The organism is Streptomyces sp. MMG1533, from assembly GCF_001279775.1.
In the GTDB taxonomy this organism is placed as follows: domain Bacteria; phylum Actinomycetota; class Actinomycetes; order Streptomycetales; family Streptomycetaceae; genus Streptomyces.
On record NZ_LGDG01000156.1, the window covers coordinates 1 to 21,298 of the forward strand.

Below are 21,298 nucleotides of genomic sequence, written 5' to 3' on the forward strand. Positions count from 1 at the left end.
CCGCGCAGGCCTCCCCCTCCAGATCACGGACCCACTGGGCGCGGTCACGCGCTACGAACGTGACACCTTCGGCCGCCCCGTCGCGATCACGGACCCGACGGGTGCGGTGACCCGCCTGGAGTGGACGGTCGAGGGCCAACTGTCCCGCCGTACGGCACCGGACGGCACGACCGAGACCTGGACGTACGACGGCGAGGGCAACTGCACCAGTCACACGGACGCGATGGGCGGCGTCTCGACCTTCGAGTACACGCACTTCGACCTGCTGACGGCCCGCACGGGTCCGGACGGCGTGCGCTACGAGTTCGACCACGACCTGGAACTGCGGCTGACCAAGGTCACCAACCCGCAGGGCCTGACATGGACGTACGACTACGACGAGGCTGGACGCCTGGTCACGGAGACGGACTTCGACGACCGCGCACTCACATACACGTACGACGCGGCGGATCGCCTGGCCTCCCGCGCGAACGTGCTCGGCGAGGTCGTGACCTTCGAGCGCGACGAGTTGGGCCGGGTAGTGCGGAAGGACGCGGCCGGCCAGGTCACGACGTACGCGTACGACATGACCGACCAACTCGCCCAGTCCACGGGCCCGGACGGCACCACGCTGAGCCTGCTGCGGGATCGCTACGGGCGGGTGCGTTCGGAGACGGTCGACGGTCGCGAACTGACGTACACATACGACGAGTTGGGCCGCCGAACGGGCCGTACGACACCGACCGGCGCCACGACGACCTGGTCGTACGACGAGGCTGGCCGCCGCACCGGCATGGTGGCTTCCGGCCGACCCATCGACTTCACCTACGACGTGGCGGGCCGCGAACTGGCACGCCACATCGGTGAGACGGTCACCCTGGAGCACGAATTCGACGAGCTCGGCCGTCTGACAACCCAGTCGGTCACGGGCGCGGGCAGCCGCACCGTCCAGCACCGCACGTACACCTACCGAGCCGACGGCAACCTGACCGGCATCGACGACCAGCTCTCCGGTACACGCCGCTTCGACCTCGACGCGACAGGCCGGGTGACGGCGGTGCACGCGGCGAACTGGACGGAGACGTACGCCTACGACTCGGCGGGCAACCAGACCTCGGCCGCCTGGCCGGAGGCTCACCCCGGCGGGGAGGCGAGAGGCGCGCGCGAATACTCCGGAACTCGCATCATCCGCGCGGGCAACGTCCGCTACGAGCACGACGCCCTCGGCCGCATCACCCTGCGCCAGAAGACCCGCCTCTCTCGCAAACCGGAGACGTGGCGGTACGAGTGGGACGCCGAGGACCGACTGAAGTCCGTGACAACTCCGGACGGCACGCGCTGGCGCTACACCTACGACCCTCTGAGCCGGCGCACAGCAAAACTGAGGCTGGCCGCCGACGGCGAAACCGTCGCCGAACGCATCGACTTCACCTGGGACGGCACAACCCTGTGCGAACAGACCACGACGTCCCCGCAGCTACCGAACCCGGTCACCCTCACCTGGGAACACCAGGGCCTGCGCCCCATCGCCCAGACCGAACGCATCACAGCGGCCGACGCCCCACAAGCCGAAATCGACTCCCGCTTCTTCGCCATTGTGACCGACCTGGTCGGCACCCCCAGCGAACTCATCGACGAGCAGGGCGAGATCGCCTGGCACACCCGCAGCACCCTGTGGGGCACCACAGCCTGGGCCGCCAACAGCACGGCCTACACGCCCCTGCGCTTCCCCGGCCAGTACTACGACCCCGAAACCGGCCTCCACTACAACTACTTCCGCCACTACGACCCCGAAACCGCCCGCTACCTCACCCCCGACCCCCTTGGACTCGCGCCCGCTCCAAACCCGGCGGGCTACGTCCGCAACCCCCACACCTGGGTCGACTCGCTCGGACTTTCCCCTGGATACCCTGAAAAGGTCGGCCGGGGCCTCGATGAAACCAAGGCGCTGGCATTGCGCGAAGCGGGAATTCCAGAGGGAGCCGAACCGCTGGAGGTCAACACACACGTCCCGGCCACCACGCCGCAATGGCAGGGGTCCAAGCAGCTCATGACTGAGAACCACGAACCCATTTTTTACAGGGAAGAGGTGTACGAGCATCCCAACGGGCAGGATCTTATAGTGTTCCAGGATCACTGGTTCGGGCACCAGAAGCCCGGTGAGCCTGGCTACCAGCCGGCACACGTCCATGTGCGGCCTTACGAGGACACTCGCAATGGCCAGATTCCCGGATGCGAGGAGCATTATTATTATGACCGTTGACGAGTTTCTTGCCAATCCAGAAGTGTTGCGGTCGATCTATGGAGATCTCCCCTGGCTGGGAGACGACTTCCGAGTCCGGTCGATTAATTTAAATTGGCGCGGCCCGACTGTTATTATGCGCACCGATCTCCCGCATTTCCCTGATTCAGTGCCGCAGGACTGGTCGAAGGGAGGAGCGGACACGATGCAATGTCATCTTCAATTCTTGGCCGTAGAGAATATTTCGGTCCGAAAATGGGAGCCGCCCGTTATTGCTCGCATCCAGGTGGCGTCGAGGGAGGGAGGGAGGCGTATTGATGTCAGCTTGAAAGGTGACGGAATAGACGTGGATTTCAGCTGCAGTGACTCTGTTCTTGTTGGCCGGGTGAGCGCCTTCAAGTCGCACCATGACGGGTCGGACGGAGGCTCGCGTTCGTTTGTGAGTCGCATTGACGCTCGACGGTACAGTTCTCTTCCGGGGACCGATGAAAAGACTTACTATGGGCGCATCTAGCTGGCGAAAAATCCTTGGTTCGCCCGGCTTTCTTGGGGAAATCTACGAGGGCATTCCGCCCACTGTCACCCAATGCGACCTATTCTATGTTCACATTGACGAACGAGATGATTCGGTAACCCTAGGGTTCGACACCAGGAGCCTTCCTTCCAATCCTCACCCGGAATGGCTCGAGAGGCCATACAACAGTTTGGAATTCTATCTGATTTTCTCTGATGTGACAGAATTCCGCGCCACCGGGTGGGGACGCATCGAAGCCAGTGAGATCGATATCACGGCTGCGCCGGGCCAGAAGATTGCGGTGGTTTTGGGGAGTAAGGAGTCAGGCATCAGCTTCCGCGCTGCCTCGATGTCTTTGGCAAGCACCCGCGTCTATCTCGCTGCTGGGGAATCCTGAGAACCTGAAGGAGCAAAACTGCCCGCGGATGTGGCATGCGGCCCCACTGCATTCGACTACACGATTTCGGCAACCGCCGCAATGAAGGTGGGTCGTTGACTGAAAGATTTCTCTGGAACGATTCCGGGTCGTCCTTGCAGGTGGTCCCTAATTCGGCGGAGGTATTTGTTGCTCGCGCGCTTCCTCCGGCTGGACTCATTTACTCTGCCAGGATGGCGGGGCGAGAGATGATCGATGCCGATGGGGTTTTTACGCAGCTCTATGAACATCTGCGCTTGCCGGACTATTTCGGCTGGAACTGGGATGCCTTGCGTGACTGTCTGCAAGACTTGAGTTGGCTGACGGCGAGTCATTTTCTGCTGATTATTGATGATGCCGAGTTCGTGCTTTCCGGAAGCGGAGATGAGTATCAAATCTTCTATCGTGCGCTTCTAGACGCTGCCAAGTATTGGGCGGCGAAGCCTGAACTGCCCGGCCAGGCGGGGGTTTCATTCCGAGTGGTACTCCTGTGCTCCCCGCAGGCGTCATCCGGACTGAACGCCGATGTGCGATCGTTGGGGGGCTGAAGGCGTACCGTGGATCTTGGTGGTCGCAGCGGGTGTGGCACCTCCGCCACAGCAGCGCCGCGGGTAAAACAGTCCAACGCGCTGGGCTGTTTGACGAAGAGGGCGGGGAACTCCTAATCCTTGACGGCTGTGACGAACGATGACCAGACGGCTGCCGAGAGGACAAGCGCAGGGCCGTGCGGGATCTTGGAGTCGCGGACGGGGATGCCTGAGGGGTAGTTGTCCAGCACCTCTATGCAGCTGCCAGCGTCGTTCGCACTGTAGGACGACTTACGCCAGCCGATCAGAGAGCTGGCGTCTGGGATGGTGTGCTCAGCCATGGTGTTCATTCCTTCGCTGTCGCTTTCAGCAGGGCGAGTGATTCCTTGAGCGGCAGTGCGTCGCCCAGGGCGAGATCGTAGGCGCCCTGGAGTTGTTCGACCATGGCCGGGGCGTCGTGGATCTTGCCCACGCGCATGCCCTCGGTGTAGGCCACCGGCGGCTGATCCTCGAACCACATCAACGTCAGCATGCTCTGTAGGAGTGGGTGAGCGCCCAAGCCGAACGGCAATACATGCACACGTACACGGTTGTCCTCGACCAGGCGGACGATGTGCATGATCTGTTCCGTCATGACACCTGGGCCACCGACCGGGCGACGAAGCACTGCCTCGTCGAAAAGTGCCCACACTACGGGCGACACCTGATTGGTGAGGATCTTCGCGCGCTCAAGCCGTGTGACGACGATCTTGTCACTCTCGTCTTCACTCCACGGAGGGAAGGCGGTTCGAAGCACCGCACGCATGTACCTTTCCGTCTGGAAGATTCCAGGCACCAGCGAGAACGCGAACTCGCGGATCATCGTGGCTTGTTGTTCGAGTTGCCGTGCCACCTCGAAGTGGTCGGCGACCACTGACTCGTCTCGCGGTAGGAAGCTGCTCAGCACATCCCCCGTGTTCAGAGCCCTGTCCAGCCGCCGCGCGTCCTCCTTCGAAGGCACACGTCGGCCCGCCTCGATGTGTGCGATGTGCGAGCGAGTCATGATCGCCACGTCGGCCAGCTGCTGCTGCGTCAGCCCCGCTGTCTCGCGCTGTTGCTTCAGCCAGTCACCGTACGTGTTGCTCATGGCCAACTCCCCTGCGACAAAAGCCTGGTCACACTCCGCCCTCTGGCGAGCCTAGCTCGCCTTGTCTCACTCTGTGTGTGGGTCGCTACAGAAAGCGATACCCCGCGACCGTGCGACCGGTCCGGGGGCGTGGCCATCAACGAACGCAACGGAGTTGACGACATGCGTCACCGTATCGCCCGCCTCTTCGAGCCGCTGCTGCGGTTCCTGCTCCCCGGCACGGGCCGCCATCGCGGTACGGCAACCGCTTCGGCGCACCAACAGCCCGGCCCGTCGCCCGCCCCGGGACAGATCGTCTGTCGCGTCGGCTCCTACCCCCTCCATGGCGAGGACAACGCGATGGTCCGCCCCTATCTCGTCGCCCACGAAGAGCACGAGGAAGCGCGGCGGCAGCGGGCCCGGCGACGTGCCCTTTGGCTGGCCGTGCACGGCATCGACATCGGGCCGCGGATCATCCATGGAGTCGAGGTGACGGCGTGAGCGGCGGCCGGGCGCAAGAGGCGCGCCTGCTCCCGTGGGCCGGTTCGGACGGAAAACCCTGTTATCTCGTCGAGGACGGGAACGGGACCGGGTACCTCTCCCGCGTCGCCGACACCATCGAGAGTGTGCAACTCGGCATGGCGGGCGAACTCCTCGATCACGCCGCCGACATGCTCGCCGACCGCAAAGCCACCTCCGCGCAACTCCACTTCCTGGCAGCCCGCATGGCCGAGGCGCTGCGCGACGTCCACCGCATCGCCGAGAGCCGGGGCGCCCGACTCCACGTACCCGCGTACGGCGACGCGTACGGCGACGCGGACGACAGCAGCCTCCGTAGCGCCGCCGAGAGCCCCGCACTGGGATCCTGACCCGCACACCTCCCCAGCCCGGGGGGCGTACTCAGTGTCTCCCGGTGCGCCCTCGGGGCCCTGCCCTGGCCGGCGTGGGGCGGGTCGGCGCCCGCCCGGTGGATCCCACTGCTCCAGTGACGCCGCGTACAGGCTTTGCCCAACCGTTCCCGGATGCGTACAACCTTTCGCTCGAACTCGTGAGTCAACAGGGGCATGACTCAAGGGATATCGAGACGCGCGAGAGTGCTCGCGGCAGGCGTGGGCGCCGGTGTGCTCATTCCCGTCGTGGCCGCCGCCGCGCCCGCCGCCGCGGCCACGCCGACCGTCAGCTGTACGTCCGCGAAGGCGGGCCTCGCCGACAAGCTGAAGAAGGACATCACCGCCGCCCTCGCGACCCGCAAGGGCACGGTCGCCGTCGGCGTCTACGACCGCACCACCAAGACCACCTGCACGCTGCGCCCCTCGACGGCCTTCGACTCGGCCAGCGTCGTCAAGGTCACCGTCCTCGCCACGCTGCTGTGGGACGCGAAGAAGCACAACCGCTACCTCACCGACCGCGAGGCCACCCTCGCCAAGGCCATGATCACCAAGTCGGACAACGCCGCGACCAGCACGCTCTGGAAGCAGCTGGGCCTGACGAAGATCAAGGGCTTCCTCACCGCGGCCGGCATGACCCAGACGAAACCCGGCGCGAACGGCTACTGGGGCCTCACCCAGATCACCGTCACCGACGAACAGAAGCTCCTCAAGCTGGTCACCGCGAAGAACACGGTCCTGAGCGACAACTCCCGCGCCTACATCCTGAAGCTGATGGGCCAGGTCATCTCCTCGCAGCGCTGGGGAACGCCGTACGGAGTGCCGTCCGGGGTCTCCGTCGCCGTCAAGAACGGCTGGCTGGAGCGGGCCACCAACGGCTGGCGGGTGCACAGCGTCGGCGCGTTCAAGGGCAACGGCCACGACTACATGATCACGGTGCTGACGCACGGCAACAGCACCATGAACTACGGGATCACGACCATCCAGGGCGTCGCCAAGGTCGTCCACAGGGATCTGGCCGCGAGCTGAGGCCACGACGTTTCACGAGCCGGTCTCCCGTCCGTCACCGGCCCGTCCTACCGTGACCTCCATGCGCCTGCGAACCGTACTCGCCACCACCTCCGCGGCCCTGGCGGCGGCCACCTGTCTGACCGCCGCCTCGCCCGCCAACGCCGCGGAGAACCACGCCTGTTCCCCGTCCGTCTCCATCGACCGCTTCTCCGACGTGCTCGACAAGACGACGTACGACGGCACCTTCGTGGGCAACTTCTCCGCGCTCGCCGTGGACAAGGACGGCTCGCTGGCCGCCCTCTCCGACCGGTCCTCGCTCTTCGACCTGGACGCGAGGACGCTCGCGCCCGGATCGGTCGTCCCGCTCGCCGACGAGAACGGCACCGCACTCGACTCGGAGGGCCTGGTGATCGACCGGGACGGCACCCGGCTGATCACCTCCGAGACCGAGCCGTCGATACGCCGCTACTCCCGCGACGGCAAGATCCTCGACCGCCTCCCCGTCCCGACCTCCCTCCAGGTCGCCCCCGCCGGCCGGGCCGTCTCCAACGGCACCTTCGAGGGGCTGACGATGCTCCCCGGCGGCCGCACCCTGCTGGCGTCGATGGAGTACGCCCTGTCCGGCGACAGCTCGACGATCGTCCGCTTCCAGACCTGGGAGCGGACGAAGGGCGGGCACTTCGAGCTCGGCGCCCAGTACGCCTACCCCGTCGACGCCGGCCTGGGCGTCCCCGAGGTCCAGGCCACCCCCGACGGCCGCCTCCTCGTCCTGGAGCGCGGCTTCACCTCCGGCGTCGGCAACACCGTCCGCCTCTACCTGGCCGACCCGCGCCGCGCGACGGACACCGGCGGCATCGAGAACCTGACGGGCCAGGACGGCGTGCGGCTGATCAGGAAGACCCTGCTCACGGACATCGCCACCTGCCCGACCCTGGGCGCCACGGCGAAGCAGCCCCAGCCGAACCCGCTCCTCGACAACATCGAGGGGATGACGATCACGGGCAGCGCCAAGGGCCGCCTGAAGGTGCTCCTGGTCAGCGACGACAACCAGAACGCCGTACAGACGACACGCTTCTACTACCTGCGGGTACGCACCTGACCTCTCCCTCCCGTTTTGTTGCGGAGGGATGAAATCCGCTTCGTTTCGCGTTGGTGCCTTCCGGAAGATCAGGACGACTGGGAGGCACCGGCGTGGCAGCGCAACAGGGGGAGACACAGGGCTGGGCGCGCAGACTGGCCGGTTACGCATGGCGCCACCGCACGGACGTTCTCCTCGCCCTCGGCTCCTCCCTCGGCGGCATGGCCGTCCTGGCGTTGGTCCCGCTGGTCACCAAGGTGATCATCGACGACGTGGTCGGCGACCACAGCCGGGGCATGGCGCCCTGGGCGGGCGTCCTGATCGCCGCGGCCGTCGCCGTCTACGTCCTCACCTACATCCGCCGCTACTACGGCGGCCGTCTCGCCCTCGACGTCCAGCACGACCTGCGGACCGAGATGTTCGGGACGATCACCCGCCTCGACGGCCGCCGGCAGGACGAGCTGTCCACCGGCCAGGTCGTCGGCCGGGCCACCAGCGACCTCCAGCTGATTCAGGGCCTGCTCTTCATGCTCCCGATGACGATCGGGAACTTCCTGCTCTTCCTGATCTCCCTGGTGATCATGGCGTGGCTGTCGCTGCCGCTCACGCTGGTCGCCCTGGCGGTCGCCCCGGCCCTGTGGTGGATCGCCAAGCGCAGCCGTATGAAGCTCCACCCCGCCACCTGGTACGCCCAGGCCCAGGCCGCCGCCGTCGCCGGCGTGGTCGACGGGGCCGTCAGCGGCGTACGCGTGGTGAAGGGCTTCGGGCAGGAGGACCAGGAGACCGGAAAGCTCCGGGAGGTCGGCCGCCGCCTCTTCGCCGGTCGGCTGCGCACCATCCGCTTCAACTCCAGGTACACCCCGGCCCTCCAGGCCGTCCCCGCGCTCGGCCAGGTCGCGATGCTCGCGGTCGGCGGCTGGCTCGCGGTCCGCGGCCACATCACGCTCGGCACGTTCGTCGCCTTCTCCACCTACCTCGCCCAGCTCGTCGGCCCGGTCCGCATGCTCGCCATGGTCCTCACGGTCGGCCAGCAGGCCCGGGCGGGCACCGAACGCGTCCTGGAGCTGATCGACACCGAGCCCTCGATGCAGGACGGGACGAAGGAGCTTCCCGCCGACGCCCCGGCGACCGTCGAGTTCGACGACGTGTCCTTCGGCTACGACGGCGCCCCCGGCACAACCAGCCCGGTGCTGCAAGGACTCTCCTTCGAGATCCGCCCCGGCGAGACCCTTGCCGTCGTCGGCTCCTCCGGCTCCGGCAAGTCGACCGTGTCGCTGCTGCTGCCCCGCTTCTACGACGTGACGCGCGGCGCCGTCCTCATCGGCGGCCACGACGTCCGCGAGCTCACCCTCGACTCGCTGCGAGCCGCGATCGGCCTGGTCCCCGAGGACTCCTTCCTCTTCTCGGACACGGTCCGCAGCAACATCGCCTACGGCCGTCCCGAGGCGACCCAGGAGGAGATCGAGGCCGCCGCCCGCGCCGCCCAGGCGGACCGTTTCATCAGGGACCTCCCCGACGGCTACGACACCACGGTCGGCGAACACGGCCTCACCCTCTCCGGCGGCCAGCGCCAGCGCGTCGCGCTCGCCCGCGCGATCCTCACCGACCCTCGCCTGCTGGTCCTGGACGACGCCACCTCCGCCGTGGACGCCCGCGTCGAGCACGAGATCCACCAGGCCCTCCAGCAGGTCATGCAGGGCCGGACCACGCTGCTGATCGCCCACCGCCGCTCCACCCTCAACCTCGCCGACCGCATCGCCGTCCTCGACGACGGCCGGCTCGCCGACCTCGGCACCCACGAGGAGCTCCAGCAGCGCTCCGCCCTCTACCGCCGCCTCCTCACCGACCCGGACGAACTCGGCGGCGTCTCACCCGGCCACGCCCGCCCCGCCGCACCGGCCCAGGACACCTCCGTACGGGACGAGCTGGACGCCGAGTTCGACGCCGAGAGCGGTATCACGCCCAGGCTCTGGGCGGGGGAACGCGAGCGTCGGGACATCGCGATGGACGGCACCCCGGCCACCCCGGAGCTGATGGCGCAGGTCGAGGCGCTGCCCCCGGCGACCGACACCCCGGGCATCGACGAGGCACGGGCGGTCGCCTCCGAGGAGTCGTACGGCCTGCGCAGGCTGCTGCGGGGCTTCGGCCGGCCGCTGCTGATCAGCCTCGGCCTGGTCGCCGTGGACGCCGGCATGGGTCTGTTGCTCCCCGTGATGATCCGGCACGGCATCGACGACGGCGTCACGCAGATGGCGTTGGGCGCGGTCTGGGCCGCCTCCCTCCTCGCCCTGCTCGCCGTGTTCGTGCAGTGGGTCGCGCAGGTCGGCGAGATCCGGATGACGGGGCGTACCGGCGAACGGGTCCTGTACTCCCTCCGCCTGAAGATCTTCTCCCAGCTCCAGCGGCTCGGACTCGACTACTACGAGCGGGAGTTGACGGGCCGGATCATGACGAGGATGACGACGGACGTCGACGCCCTCTCGACCTTCCTGCAGACCGGCCTGGTCACCGCGTTCGTCTCGGTCGTCACCTTCTTCGGCATCATGGTCGCCCTGCTGGTGATCGACGTACAGCTCGCACTCGTCGTGTTCGCGACCCTGCCCCCGCTGATCGTCGCCACGTTCTTCTTCCGCCGGGCGAGCGTGAAGGCGTACGAACTGGCCCGGGAGCGGGTGTCGTTGGTCAACGCCGACCTCCAGGAGTCGGTGTCCGGGCTGAGGATCGTGCAGGCCTTCCGGCGTGAGCGGGACGGCGGGGCGCGGTTCGCGGAGCGCAGCGACAGCTACCGACGCGCCCGTATCCGGGGTCAGTGGCTGATCTCGATCTACTTCCCGTTCGTGCAGCTGCTGTCGTCGGTGGCCGCCGCGGCCGTACTGATCGCGGGTGCGGGACGGGTCGACGCGGCGACCCTCACGACGGGCGCACTGGTCGCGTACCTGCTCTACATCGACCTGTTCTTCGCCCCCGTCCAGCAGCTCTCCCAGGTCTTCGACGGCTACCAGCAGGCGACGGTGTCGTTGGGCCGCATCCAGGAGCTGCTCCAGGAGCCGACGTCGACCAGGAACGCCGACGAACCGCTCGAAGTCCTCTCCCTGCGGGGCGAGATCGCCTTCGAGGACGTGCACTTCAGGTACGGCCCCACCGACGAACCCGAAGAGGCCCTGAGCAACATCGACCTGCACATCCCCGCCGGCCAGACGGTCGCCTTCGTCGGTGAGACGGGCGCGGGCAAGTCGACCCTGGTCAAGCTGGTCGCCCGCTTCTACGACCCGACGGGCGGCCGGGTGACGGTCGACGGCACGGACCTGCGGACCCTGGACCTCACCTCGTACCGGCACCGCCTCGGGGTCGTCCCGCAGGAGGCGTATCTCTTCCAGGGCACCGTCCGCGACGCCATCGCCTACGGCCGTCCCGACGCCACCGACGCCGAGGTGGAGGCGGCGGCCCGCGCGGTCGGCGCGCACGAGATGATCGCCCAGCTCACGGGCGGCTACCTCCACGAGGTCGCCGAACGCGGACGCAACCTCTCGGCGGGCCAGCGCCAGCTGATCGCGCTGGCCCGCGCCGAACTGGTCGACCCGGACGTCCTCCTCCTCGACGAGGCGACCGCGGCCCTGGACCTGGCCACGGAAGCCCAGGTCAACCGGGCCACCGACCGCATCGCGGGCCGCCGTACGACACTCGTGGTCGCACACCGCCTGACCACGGCCGCCCGCGCCGACCGGGTCGTGGTCATGGACCGCGGCCAGGTGGCCGAGGACGGCACGCACGACGAGCTGCTCGCACGGGGCGGGCGGTACGCCGAGCTGTGGCGGACGTTCGTGGGGGAGGACGAGCCCGCGGCGGCCTGAAACCGACCGGGTCGCGTGGCTCGGTGACGGTCGTGCAACCATCCGACATACGTCCCGCGTCCGTACACCAGTACGCTCATCGTGCGATACGGGAGGGACGTCTGTGGACAGGGGTGCTGCGATGCGTCGGCGACTGGCGCTCGGTATGGCCGTGCTGACCGCGTCCGGGCTGCTCGCCCTCGCCGCGCCGGGGGACGCGCAGGCCGCCGGCGCGTCCTGCGCGGGGCGCAAGGTCAGGTCGTTCTCGTTCTCCACCGGCTCCGTGGAGGTGTACAAGCGGCGCGGGTACGTCTGCGCGGTCACGCTGCCCAAGAAGCCCGGCACGAGGCGGTACATGATGGTCAGCGTGCAGGTGTACGCTCTCCAACCGGTCGTGGACGAGGGGCAGTTCACGCGCTGGGCCGGGCCGAGAACGGTGCACGCCGGTCGCCACTGCGTGCGGGTCAAAGGCGCGGTGGGCCACGGATCGTACGAATCCGGCTGGATTCTCTGCTGAATCACAGCCTTCCTACAGGGTTTTCCCCATCAAGACCCCATCTCCCCTGGTGCTGAGGCGACTTGCTCCGCTAGCTTCCGGCGCACATCTGTCATTACTGGGGAGGGTGCATGCGCAAGGCGCTCAGATGGCTGCTGGCGCTCACGGTGCTCATAGGCACGTTGAGCACGGCGAGCGCGGCCACCGCCGCCGAGCCGGAGGCCACAGGCACCACAGGCACCACCGGCACCACCGCGACCACGGACATCAAGGAACAACTCCTCTCCATACCGGGGATGAGCCTGATCGAGGAGAAGCCCTACACCGGCTACCGCTTCTTCGTCCTCAACTACACCCAGCCGATCGACCACCGGCACCCGTCCAAGGGCACGTTCCAGCAGCGGATCACCGTGCTGCACAAGGACGTCTCCCGCCCGACGGTCTTCTACACCGGCGGCTACAACGTCTCCACGAACCCGGGCCGCCGCGAGCCGACCCAGATCGTGGACGGCAACCAGGTCTCCATGGAGTACCGCTTCTTCACGCCGTCCCGGCCCGACCCGGCCGACTGGACCAAGCTGGACATCTGGCAGGCGGCCAGTGACCAGCACCGCATCTTCAAGGCGCTGAAGAAGATCTACCCCGAGAACTGGGTCTCCACGGGCGGCTCCAAGGGCGGCATGACCGCCACCTACTACGAGCGCTTCTACCCGAAGGACATGGACGGCGTCGTCGCCTACGTCGCCCCCAACGACGTCGTGAACAACGAGGACTCGGCCTACGACCGCTTCTTCGCCGGCGTCGGCACCAAGGAGTGCCGCGACCGGCTGAACGCGGTGCAGCGCGAGGCGCTGGTGCGCCGGGAGCCGTTGGAGAAGAAGTACGCGGAGTACGCCGCCGCCGAGGGCTTCACCTTCGACACGATCGGCAGCCTGGACCGGGCCTACGAGGCGGTCGTCCTCGACTACGTCTGGGGCTTCTGGCAGTACAGCCTGCTCTCCGACTGCGACTCCATCCCGGCGGACGCCAAGACCGCGACCGACGACGACATCTGGACCTCGATCGACACGATCTCAGGGTTCTCCTTCTACACCGACCAGGGCCTGTCGCCGTACACGCCGTACTACTACCAGGCGGGCACCCAGCTCGGCGCGCCCACCATCGGGTTCCCGCACATCGAGAAGAAGTACATCCGCTACGGCTACCAGCCGCCCCGGAACTTCGTCCCGCGCGACATCACGATGAAGTTCCAGCCGTACGCGATGCGCGACGTGGACACCTGGGTGAAGCACAACGCCCGCCACATGCTCTTCGTCTACGGCCAGAACGACCCGTGGGGCGCGGAGCGGTTCCGCCTCGGCAAGGGGGCGAAGGACTCGTACGTGTTCACGGCGCCCGGACTGAACCACGGTGCGAACGTGGCCGGTCTGGTCCCCGACCAGAAGGCCCTCGCCACGGCCCGGATCCTGGAGTGGGCCGGCGTCGCGTCCTCCACCGTCCAGGCGGACCCGTCGGCGGCGAAGCCGCTGGCGAAGTTCGATGCCAAGCTGGACAAGCGGGACGTGGAGCGCGAGCCCGCACTGCGGCCATAACTCCCGTGTTGCGCCCGGTCGTTGGGACTCTCACGCGTCACAACGCCCGGGCGCAGCCCACCGGATGCTCGCCGCCCAACTGGACGTACAGGGCCGTCGACAGCGGGCACTGGGTGCGCTCGCCGACCGCCTTGGTCACCTTGTACTCCGGCTTCTTGCCGCCCTGGCCGTCGCAGGCCGTCTCGCGGACCTGGCCGTCGCCCAGCCCGTAGACGCAGTCGCCGACGATGGTGCGCGGCCCGCCCCCGCCGCCCGGGTCGCCGGGATGCGGCGGGCCCAGGTTGCGCATGCAGGCGTAACCCTGCGGGATCGCCCCGTCTCCGTCCTCGTCGGACACCTGGCTCTGTTCGCTGATGTGCAGCACGAAGTCCGTGGTCCCCGGGCACTGCGGCCCGTCGGCGACCGTGCCGTCGTGCCGCGCCACCACCCGGGCCGCCGCCCGCTCGCCGGTGCACGCCACCTCGGTGAAGCTGGTCGTGCCGAAGGAGCTGCACTCGTCGACCGCGAGGAACACCGCGCCGTACCCGGAGGTCCGCGACGGTGAGGGCGACACCGCAGTGCCCAGTCGCCCGTCCTCCTCGCCGCCGCCGCCCGCACCGGACGCCGGCCCCGAACATCCCGTCAACAGGGCAGCCAGCAGCGCCAGCAGTGCGCACACCGCCCCCACGGAACATCTCTCGCGCATCGCCATCCCCCCGGGTCCCCTCGCCCAGCGTGACCCGCCACGGCGGGCGCACGCCAGACATGCAGGGTGCTTTGAGCCTTTTGGGGGGCGTGCGCCGGTTGCGTGACGTACGGGTGCTACGCCCGGAGCGCCATCCCTGGTCTATCTCCGGTACGACAGCCCGTGCCCGACCGGATACAGCACCTGCGCCGGGTCGTCCGCCCGCGGCACCGGCACCGGCAGCCTCCCGCGCGGCGCCACCCGCCCCGCGATCACCCGGGCGGCGGCCCGCAGTTCGACGTCGGTCCAGGAGTATGCCGCCAAGCAGGCGGGCACGGAGGGCAGTTGGGCCACGTCGTACGGATTGCGGATCGCGACCGCCACCACGGGCCTGCCGGTCGCCACCAACTGTTCGACGAGCGTCTTCTGGGCACTGGTCGCGGTGACGTTGTACGTCCCCACCACCACGGCGTCCGCGTCCTGCGCCGCCGCGACGGCCTTGGCGATGGTGGTGCCGGACGGGGAGGTGCCCGTCGACAGGGCGGTGGCCGTGAAGCCGAGTTCGGTGAGCGCGCCCGCGAGTACCCCGGTGGGCGGCCCGGTCGTCCCGGACGGCGAGGCGGGGTCGGCGCCGACGACGAGCACCTTGCGATGTGTACGCCGGGACAGCGGCAACAACCGCCCCTCGTTCACCAGCAACGTCGTCGTCCGCTCGGCGATCCGGTCGGCCGCCGCCAGATGCGCCGCGATCCCGACGGTGCCGGTGACCTGGGCCTGAGTGACGTAGGGCTCCCGGAACAACCGCAGCTTCGCCTTCAGCCGCAACACCCGCAGGATCGACTCGTCGAGCCGTGCCTCGGTGAGCTCCCCGTCCTGTACGGCCTTCAGGACGGCGTTCCACGCGACGGCCAGGGAGGGCGGGTTGAGGAGCTGGTCCACACCGGCCTTGAGCGCGAGCACGGGGACGCGGTCGTCGCCGTACTTGGTCCGTACGCCCTCCATGCCGAGCGAGTCGGTCACCACGACCCCGTCGTAGCCCAGCTCCTCGCGCAGGATGCCGGTGAGGATCGGGCGGGAGAGGGTGGCCGGGTCGCCGGAGTCGTCGAGCGCCGGCACCATGATGTGCGCGGTCATGATCGAGTCGATGCCGGCGCGGACGGCGGCCCGGAAGGGGGGCGCGTCGAGCTGCTCCCACTGTGAGCGTGTGTGGGTGATGACCGGGAAGCCGTAGTGGCTGTCGACGGCGGTGTCCCCGTGCCCCGGGAAGTGCTTGGCGGTCGCGGCGACTTCGGAACCCTGGTACCCGGCGACCTCGGCGGCGACCAGACCGGCCACCGCGTCCGGTTCGGCCCCGAAGGACCGGACGCCGATCACCGGGTTCGCCGGGTTGACGTTCACGTCGGCGACGGGGGAGTAGTTCTGCCGGATGCCCATCGCGCGCAGCTCCCGGCCCGCGACCCGGCCGAGGGCTCGGGCGTCGGATCTCGACGCACCGGCGCCGACGGCCATCGCGCCCGGGAACAGGGCGGCGGGCTTGCCGACCCGGCAGACGATGCCGTGCTCCTGGTCGGTGGAGATCAGCACGGGCAGCCCGCGCGGCTGCTCCAGGGACGCCTGCTGGATCCCGTTCGACAGGTCCGCGATCTGATGCGGATCGCGGGTGTTGTGCGCCCAGGTGAAGTAGATGATCCCGCCGACCCGGTACTCGGCGATCAGCTCGGCGGCCGTGCGCACGCCGAGCTCCTTGAGGTTGGCGTCGATGTCGGCCTGGTCGGGGGCGGTGGCGGAGTGGCCGTAGACCCGCGTCACGAAGAGCTGGCCGACCTTCTCCTCCAGGGTCATGCGGGAGATGAGGGTGCGAAGGTGCCGGTCGTCGGGGGCGGCGTACGACGTCCCGCCGATTGTCAGTGCGGCGGTGGCGCCGACGGTGGCGGCGAGGACGGTACGTCTGGAGGGGTGTGCGGTGTTTCCCGTGCTTCCGGTACTGGAGTCGCGCACGTGCGCTCCTTCCCTCGTGAAGGAAACTTCCGAGGTGTCACCAATATCCGGGAAGTTTCTGCCAGTCAAGGGTGTGCACAGTAGCGCGGAAAGGGGTCCGGACCGGGCAGGTGGCGCTGTCGGGGAGGGGCCGCCATCGGCGCTGTTGGAGGGGGGCGCGCCGATGGCGGCTTGCTGCCGGCCGCAGTTCGGCGGAGAGGGTAGGTCAGCGTTCGCAGCCAGCAGCGAGGCCGACACCGGACCACGGTGACTCTCCGGCAGCTTGGGGGTTGGACGGGCCGGGACACGGCGGGGTTCCCGGCTCGGGCGGATTTCCCGAAGTTGGTGAGCCAGGGGTGGGTGGGGTGGGCGGGGCGCGGCGGGAAGCGGTCCATCCCGTGGACGTCCAGGCGCTGGGCGCGGCCGTCGGGCGATCATGAGGCCATGCCCGTAGTCGACATTCCAGGCTCGAAGTCCATCACCGCCCGCGCCCTCTTCCTGGCGGCCGCGGCCGACGGTGTCACCACCCTCGTACGCCCGCTCCGTTCGGACGACACGGAGGGCTTCGCCGAGGGCCTGGTACGGCTCGGCTATCGGGTGGGGCGCTCGCCGGAGGCCTGGCAGGTGGACGGCCGCCCGCAGGGCCCCGCGGTGACGGAGGCGGACGTGTACTGCCGCGACGGCGCCACCACGGCCCGCTTCCTGCCGGCCCTGGCGGCGGCCGGCCACGGCACGTACCGCTTCGACGCGTCTCCCCAGATGCGCCGGCGCCCGCTGCTCCCCCTGACCCGGGCCCTGCGCGACCTGGGTGTGGACCTGCGGCACGGGGAGGCCGAGGGCCACCACCCGCTGACGGTGGTGGCGGCGGGCGTCGAGGGCGGGGAGGTCACGCTCGACGCGGGCCAGTCCTCGCAGTACCTGACGGCGTTGCTGCTGCTGGGCCCGCTGACCCGGACGGGCCTGCGGATCGCGGTGACGGACCTCGTCTCGGTGCCGTACGTGGAGATCACCATCGCGATGATGCGGGAGTTCGGGGTCGAGGTGCGGCGGGACGGGAACGTCTTCGTCGTCCCGCCGGGCGGCTACCGGGCGACGACGTACGCGATCGAACCGGACGCGTCCACGGCCAGTTACTTCTTCGCGGCGGCGGCCGTGACCGGCGGCGAGGTCACGGTTCCCGGCCTCGGAACGGGGGCGCTCCAGGGCGACCTGGGCTTCGTCGACGTACTGCGGCGGATGGGCGCCGAGGTGTCCGTCGGCGCGGACGGCACGACGGTCAGGGGAACCGGCCGGCTGCACGGCCTCACGGTCAACATGCGGGACATCTCGGACACCATGCCGACCCTGGCCGCGATCGCCCCCTTCGCCTCCGGCCCCGTACGGATCGAGGACGTGGCGAACACCCGCGTGAAGGAGTGCGACCGCCTGGAGGCCTGCGCGGAGAACCTGCGACGGCTGGGGGCGACGGTGGAGACCGGCCCGGACTGGATCGAGATCCGGCCGGCCGGCGCCGATGGCCTGGTGGGATCGGAGATCACGTCGTACGGCGACCACCGCATCGTGATGTCCTTCGCGGTGACGGGACTCCGCACGCCGGAAATCTCGTTCGACGACCCCGGATGCGTACGCAAGACTTTCCCCGGTTTCCATGAGGAGTTCGGGGCGCTGCGCGCACGGCTGTGAGGGACGGGGCGGGGATGGACCACAAGCTGGAGGGGCCGGTCCTGGAGGGGGCGCTGGTCCGCCTGGAGCCGCTGGAGCACCGGCACGCCGCCGAGCTGGCGGTGGCGGCGGAGGAGAACCGCGGGACCTACGAGTTCACGTGGGTGCCCCGGGCCGGCGAGGTCGAGGACTACGTGACCGCGCAGCTCGCCCGCGCGGCAACGGGACGACTCGCGCCCTACGCGCAGATCTCCCTGCTCACCGGACGGGCGGTCGGCGCCACGGCCTACTGGGAGCCGCGCTGCTGGCTGACGGACGACCGGCTCGACGCGGTCGAGGTCGGCTTCACCTGGCTCGCCGCCTCGGCCCAGGGCACGGGCATCAACGCCGAGGCCAAGCTCCTGCTGTTCCGGCACGCCTTCGAGAAGTGGGGCGTGTCCCGGGTCGACCTGAAGACGGACGCCCGCAACGACCGCTCCCGCGCGGCGATCCAGAGCGTGGGCGCCCGATTCGAGGGCGTGCTGAGAAGCTGGTCGCGCTCCTGGGCGCCGGGTGAGGACGGACTGTTGCGCGACTCCGCGATCTTCTCGATCACGGCGGCGGAGTGGCTGGAGTGCCGGGGGAGGCTGGAGGAGCGGGTGGCGCGGTTCGTGGCGCGTGGCTAGCGGGGACCTGACCGGGTCCGGGCGAGCGCCGATACGACTCGCGCGGGGCGCGACCGGGTTCCGGGACCGGCGCGATGAACCGCTTCCGGCGACGGACATGAAGCTGTTCCGCGCCGCGTGCTTCGAGGCCGCCAGGGCAGTCGGGGGGCGGGTCGACATCCTGAGGATCCCCGGACCGTCGACCTTCGAGGCCGTCACGATCACCGGCCGCGGAGAGTCCCGCACCGTCCTGTGCCACGCCCACCTGCCCCTGGTCGCCTTCACGGACACCCCGCCGGAGCCGGGACGTCCCCTGTCGAGGTTCGTGGACCCGCCGAGCTGGGCCGACGGCTTCGGTGCGGTCGGCCTGCGGGCCCTGCGGGCCGGCGAGCTGAGTACGCCGATGAGCAGGGTGGACGTGGGCGAACTGGCGGCGGCCGAGCTGGAGCAGGCGCGCTACTGGCAGCCGGACGCGCTGAGCGACCTGCTGTTCAACTGGTGGGACTGACGGGGGAGTCGGCCGTGACCCCGAGGAACTCCCCGTGACGCCGAGCGATCCACCAGCAGCGGGACTCTCGACGCGGTGACCCTGGTCAGTACGGCATCCGGAGGTCGCCGAGTTCGCCCCGCCGCCGCTGCGGTTCACCCTGCCCGGGCCCACCGTCCTCGTCGCCGGCGACGACGACCCGTACTGCCCGGAGGGGGCCGGGCTTCTGTTCGGTGACCCGCTGGGCATCCCCACCGACCTTCTCCCCGGCGCCGCCCACCTCGACCTGGACGCCGGGTACGGGCCCTGGCCCGCCGTACTGGACTGGTGTCTCGACCCCGCCGCGAAGATCACGGCTCGGGACGCCGACGGCTGAGCCGCGGGGATGCGCTACGCCGACTCGTTGAGCAGCCGGGCCAGGTGGTCGTGGCCCGCGCGCAGCAGGTCGGGGAGCGGGGCGGCCGCCTCGTACCACCGCTTCTCGTACTCCCAGCACAGCCAGCCGTCCCAGCCGTTGCGGCAGAGGACGTCGACACACTCGGTGAGGGGGAGGACGCCGGCGCCGAGGCGCAGAGGGGTCGTGTCGTCGGGGGAGGCGATGTCCTTGACCTGGACGTAACCGAGGTACGGGGAGAGGGCCGCGAACGTCTCCGCGGGCTGTTCGCCGCCCAGCCAGGTGTGCATGACGTCCCAGAGGGCGCCGACCTGGCGGTGGCCGACCAGGCCGAGGACGCGGATCGCGTCGGCGCCGGTGCGGTGCGAGTCGTGGGTTTCGAGGAGGATGCGGACGCCGAGGTCGGCGGCGTACTCCGCGGCCGTGCCGAGGCGTCCGGCGGCCGTGGCGTCGGCCTCCTCCCGGCTCTGCCCGGCGGCGCCGCCGGGGAACACCCGGATGAAGGGGGCACCGAGGTCGCGGGCGAGGTCGAGCAGGCGGCGGATCTCCTCGATCACGGGGCCGTCGTCGCCCGGCGCGGCGACCCGCGCGTACCCCGCGATCCCCAGGACCTCCACGCCCGCCGCTTTGAACTCGGCGGCCACGTCGGTGCGTTGGGCGAGGTCGAGGCCGGGGTGGACCGGCTCCTCCGGATCGGCGCGCAGTTCGACTCCGTGGTAGCCGTACGTGGTCGCGAGCCGCAGTACTTCGGGGAGGGGCAGGCCGGGGACACCGAGGGTGGAGAACGCCAGTTTCATGGTCCCTACTGTCACTCGTCGGTGCCGTTGAGGTCCAGGCGCCAGTCCTGGCCGTTCAGGTCCTTTCCGAACGAGCGGTGGGGTTTCTCGGCGACGAGGACGAATCCGTGGCGTCGGTAGATGCGGCGGGCGGCGGAGAGGACGTCGTTGGTCCACAGGACCAGGTCGCGGTAGCCGACGCCGCGCGCGAAGTCGACGACCGCCCCGACCAGCCGGTCGCCGATGCCGAGCCCCCGCGCGTCCGGCTCGACCAGCAGCAGCCGCAGCCGGGCGGTGGCGGGCGCCTCGTCCCGTACGCACATCACGCACCCCACCGGCCGCCCGTCCAACTCGGCGATCCACACCCGCTCCAGGTGCGGATCGTGGTCCTCCGCGAAGTCGGCGACGATCCTCGCGACCAGGCCCTCGTAGTCGGCGTTGAAACCGTACTCGGCCGTGTACAGCGCGGCGTTGCGCTGCACGATCCAGCCGAGGTCGCCGGGGCCCGGCTCGCGCAGGACGACGTCCTCACGGCGGGGCGGGCGACCGTCGGACAGGAGCTCCCGCACGGTCCGCATCGCCGCGGAGAGGCGGGGGCGGTCGGCGGACGGGACGGTGGCGAGCAGGGCGCCGACGCTCTCGTTCGCGCGCTCGGCGAGCAGGCCGGCGGTCTCGCGTCCGTGCGCGGTGAGCGAGACGTGGCGCCGCCGGGGGTCGAGGTGGGAGGTGGCCCGCTCGATCAGCCCGTCCTGCTCGAACTTGTTCAGGATCCGGCTCAAGTACCCGGCGTCCAGGGAGAGTTCGACACGCAGGTCGGCCGCGTCCGTACGCGGGGAGTGCGCGAGTTCGTACAGCACGCGGGACTCGGTGAGGGTGTAGGGGGCGTACAGGTGGCGGCTGTAGTCCAGCGCGCCGATGACGTTCGTGTAGAAGCGGTTGAAGGCGCGGATGTCCTGGACGGTCATGTCGACCCACCCCCGATGGTCCGATGGGGCCCGACGGCCCGATGGTTGACTCA

Annotated in this window: 20 protein-coding genes and 1 pseudogene; 15 read left to right on the forward strand and 6 right to left on the reverse strand. The window is 69.3% G+C overall.

Annotated features, from left to right (window positions below; all coding sequences use genetic code 11):
- From ADK57_RS16620 to ADK57_RS47420, 4 genes are all read left to right on the forward strand, one after another.
- Positions 1–2,242 (forward strand): RHS repeat-associated core domain-containing protein (locus tag ADK57_RS16620; protein ID WP_199830601.1); only part of this gene is annotated, 2,242 nt, incomplete at its 5' end.
- Positions 2,232–2,735, forward strand: coding sequence for an Imm50 family immunity protein (locus ADK57_RS52430; RefSeq protein ID WP_159050081.1), 504 nt, complete (start codon positions 2,232–2,234; stop codon positions 2,733–2,735). The genes ADK57_RS16620 and ADK57_RS52430, both read left to right, overlap by 11 nt.
- Complete coding sequence (locus ADK57_RS47415) at positions 2,722–3,132, forward strand: Imm50 family immunity protein (protein ID WP_078973167.1); 411 nt, start codon at positions 2,722–2,724, stop codon at positions 3,130–3,132. Before ADK57_RS52430 ends, ADK57_RS47415 begins: the two co-directional genes overlap by 14 nt.
- Before the next feature lie 212 nt (positions 3,133–3,344).
- Positions 3,345–3,698, forward strand: coding sequence for a barstar family protein (locus tag ADK57_RS47420; protein ID WP_078973168.1), 354 nt, complete (start codon positions 3,345–3,347; stop codon positions 3,696–3,698).
- Positions 3,699–3,811: 113 nt separating this feature from the next.
- Here the strand turns inward: ADK57_RS47420 and ADK57_RS16625 are convergent, their stop codons facing one another.
- Both ADK57_RS16625 and ADK57_RS16630 read right to left on the reverse strand, forming a co-directional pair.
- Positions 3,812–4,018, reverse strand: coding sequence for a DUF397 domain-containing protein (locus tag ADK57_RS16625; RefSeq protein WP_053750378.1), 207 nt, complete (start codon positions 4,016–4,018; stop codon positions 3,812–3,814).
- 5 nt (positions 4,019–4,023) lie between these two features.
- A complete protein-coding gene (locus ADK57_RS16630) occupies positions 4,024–4,803 on the reverse strand; it encodes a helix-turn-helix domain-containing protein (protein ID WP_053750245.1) in 780 nt (259 codons plus the stop codon).
- A gap of 162 nt (positions 4,804–4,965) precedes the next feature.
- Between ADK57_RS16630 and ADK57_RS16635 the strand changes: the two genes are divergently transcribed.
- The 7 genes from ADK57_RS16635 (at position 4,966) to ADK57_RS16665 (ending at position 13,676) form a co-directional block, all read left to right on the forward strand.
- Positions 4,966–5,283, forward strand: a complete 318-nt coding sequence (locus tag ADK57_RS16635; protein WP_078973169.1) for a hypothetical protein — start codon at positions 4,966–4,968, stop codon at positions 5,281–5,283.
- The gene (locus tag ADK57_RS16640; protein WP_053750247.1) at positions 5,280–5,651 is read left to right on the forward strand and encodes a hypothetical protein; all 372 of its coding nucleotides are present in this window, start codon (positions 5,280–5,282) and stop codon (positions 5,649–5,651) included. The genes ADK57_RS16635 and ADK57_RS16640 overlap by 4 nt, the downstream gene beginning before the upstream one ends.
- A gap of 195 nt (positions 5,652–5,846) precedes the next feature.
- The gene (locus ADK57_RS16645) at positions 5,847–6,698 is read left to right on the forward strand and encodes a serine hydrolase (protein WP_053750248.1); all 852 of its coding nucleotides are present in this window, start codon (positions 5,847–5,849) and stop codon (positions 6,696–6,698) included.
- 61 nt (positions 6,699–6,759) lie between these two features.
- Entirely contained in the window at positions 6,760–7,779 is a 1,020-nt protein-coding gene (locus ADK57_RS16650; protein ID WP_053750379.1) for an esterase-like activity of phytase family protein, read from the forward strand.
- A 92-nt stretch (positions 7,780–7,871) separates the two neighbouring features.
- Complete coding sequence (locus ADK57_RS16655; protein ID WP_053750249.1) at positions 7,872–11,609, forward strand: ABC transporter ATP-binding protein; 3,738 nt, start codon at positions 7,872–7,874, stop codon at positions 11,607–11,609.
- Between the two features lie 121 nt (positions 11,610–11,730).
- A complete protein-coding gene (locus tag ADK57_RS16660; protein WP_053750250.1) occupies positions 11,731–12,105 on the forward strand; it encodes a hypothetical protein in 375 nt (124 codons plus the stop codon).
- Positions 12,106–12,215: 110 nt separating this feature from the next.
- Positions 12,216–13,676 carry a S28 family serine protease gene (locus ADK57_RS16665; protein WP_053750251.1) on the forward strand — a complete coding sequence of 487 codons (1,461 nt, stop codon included), beginning with the start codon at positions 12,216–12,218 and terminating at the stop codon, positions 13,674–13,676.
- 37 nt (positions 13,677–13,713) lie between these two features.
- Here the strand turns inward: ADK57_RS16665 and ADK57_RS16670 are convergent, their stop codons facing one another.
- On the reverse strand, positions 13,714–14,361 hold the full coding sequence (locus ADK57_RS16670) for a hypothetical protein (protein WP_053750380.1): 648 nt from the start codon (positions 14,359–14,361) through the stop codon (positions 13,714–13,716).
- A 141-nt stretch (positions 14,362–14,502) separates the two neighbouring features.
- Positions 14,503–16,338, reverse strand: coding sequence for a glycoside hydrolase family 3 protein (locus ADK57_RS16675; protein ID WP_053750252.1), 1,836 nt, complete (start codon positions 16,336–16,338; stop codon positions 14,503–14,505).
- A gap of 423 nt (positions 16,339–16,761) precedes the next feature.
- Between ADK57_RS16675 and aroA the strand changes: the two genes are divergently transcribed.
- The 4 genes and pseudogenes from aroA to ADK57_RS47425 all read left to right on the forward strand — a co-directional run.
- Positions 16,762–18,000, forward strand: coding sequence for a 3-phosphoshikimate 1-carboxyvinyltransferase (gene aroA, locus ADK57_RS16680; protein WP_053750253.1), 1,239 nt, complete (start codon positions 16,762–16,764; stop codon positions 17,998–18,000).
- A 14-nt stretch (positions 18,001–18,014) separates the two neighbouring features.
- Positions 18,015–18,644 (forward strand): GNAT family N-acetyltransferase, encoded by a 630-nt coding sequence (locus ADK57_RS16685; RefSeq protein WP_053750254.1) that lies wholly within the window; start codon positions 18,015–18,017, stop codon positions 18,642–18,644.
- Positions 18,645–18,741: 97 nt separating this feature from the next.
- Entirely contained in the window at positions 18,742–19,131 is a 390-nt protein-coding gene (locus ADK57_RS16690; protein WP_053750255.1) for a hypothetical protein, read from the forward strand.
- Between the two features lie 91 nt (positions 19,132–19,222).
- Positions 19,223–19,486 (forward strand): annotated as a pseudogene (locus tag ADK57_RS47425) (alpha/beta hydrolase); the annotation flags it as partial.
- Positions 19,487–19,500: 14 nt separating this feature from the next.
- Here ADK57_RS47425 and ADK57_RS16695 read toward each other — a convergent pair.
- Together ADK57_RS16695 and ADK57_RS16700 are read right to left on the reverse strand one after the other, a co-directional pair.
- Positions 19,501–20,301, reverse strand: coding sequence for a sugar phosphate isomerase/epimerase family protein (locus ADK57_RS16695; RefSeq protein WP_053750256.1), 801 nt, complete (start codon positions 20,299–20,301; stop codon positions 19,501–19,503).
- Positions 20,302–20,312: 11 nt separating this feature from the next.
- On the reverse strand, positions 20,313–21,245 hold the full coding sequence (locus ADK57_RS16700) for a bifunctional helix-turn-helix transcriptional regulator/GNAT family N-acetyltransferase (RefSeq protein ID WP_053750257.1): 933 nt from the start codon (positions 21,243–21,245) through the stop codon (positions 20,313–20,315).
- Positions 21,246–21,298 lie beyond the last annotated feature (53 nt).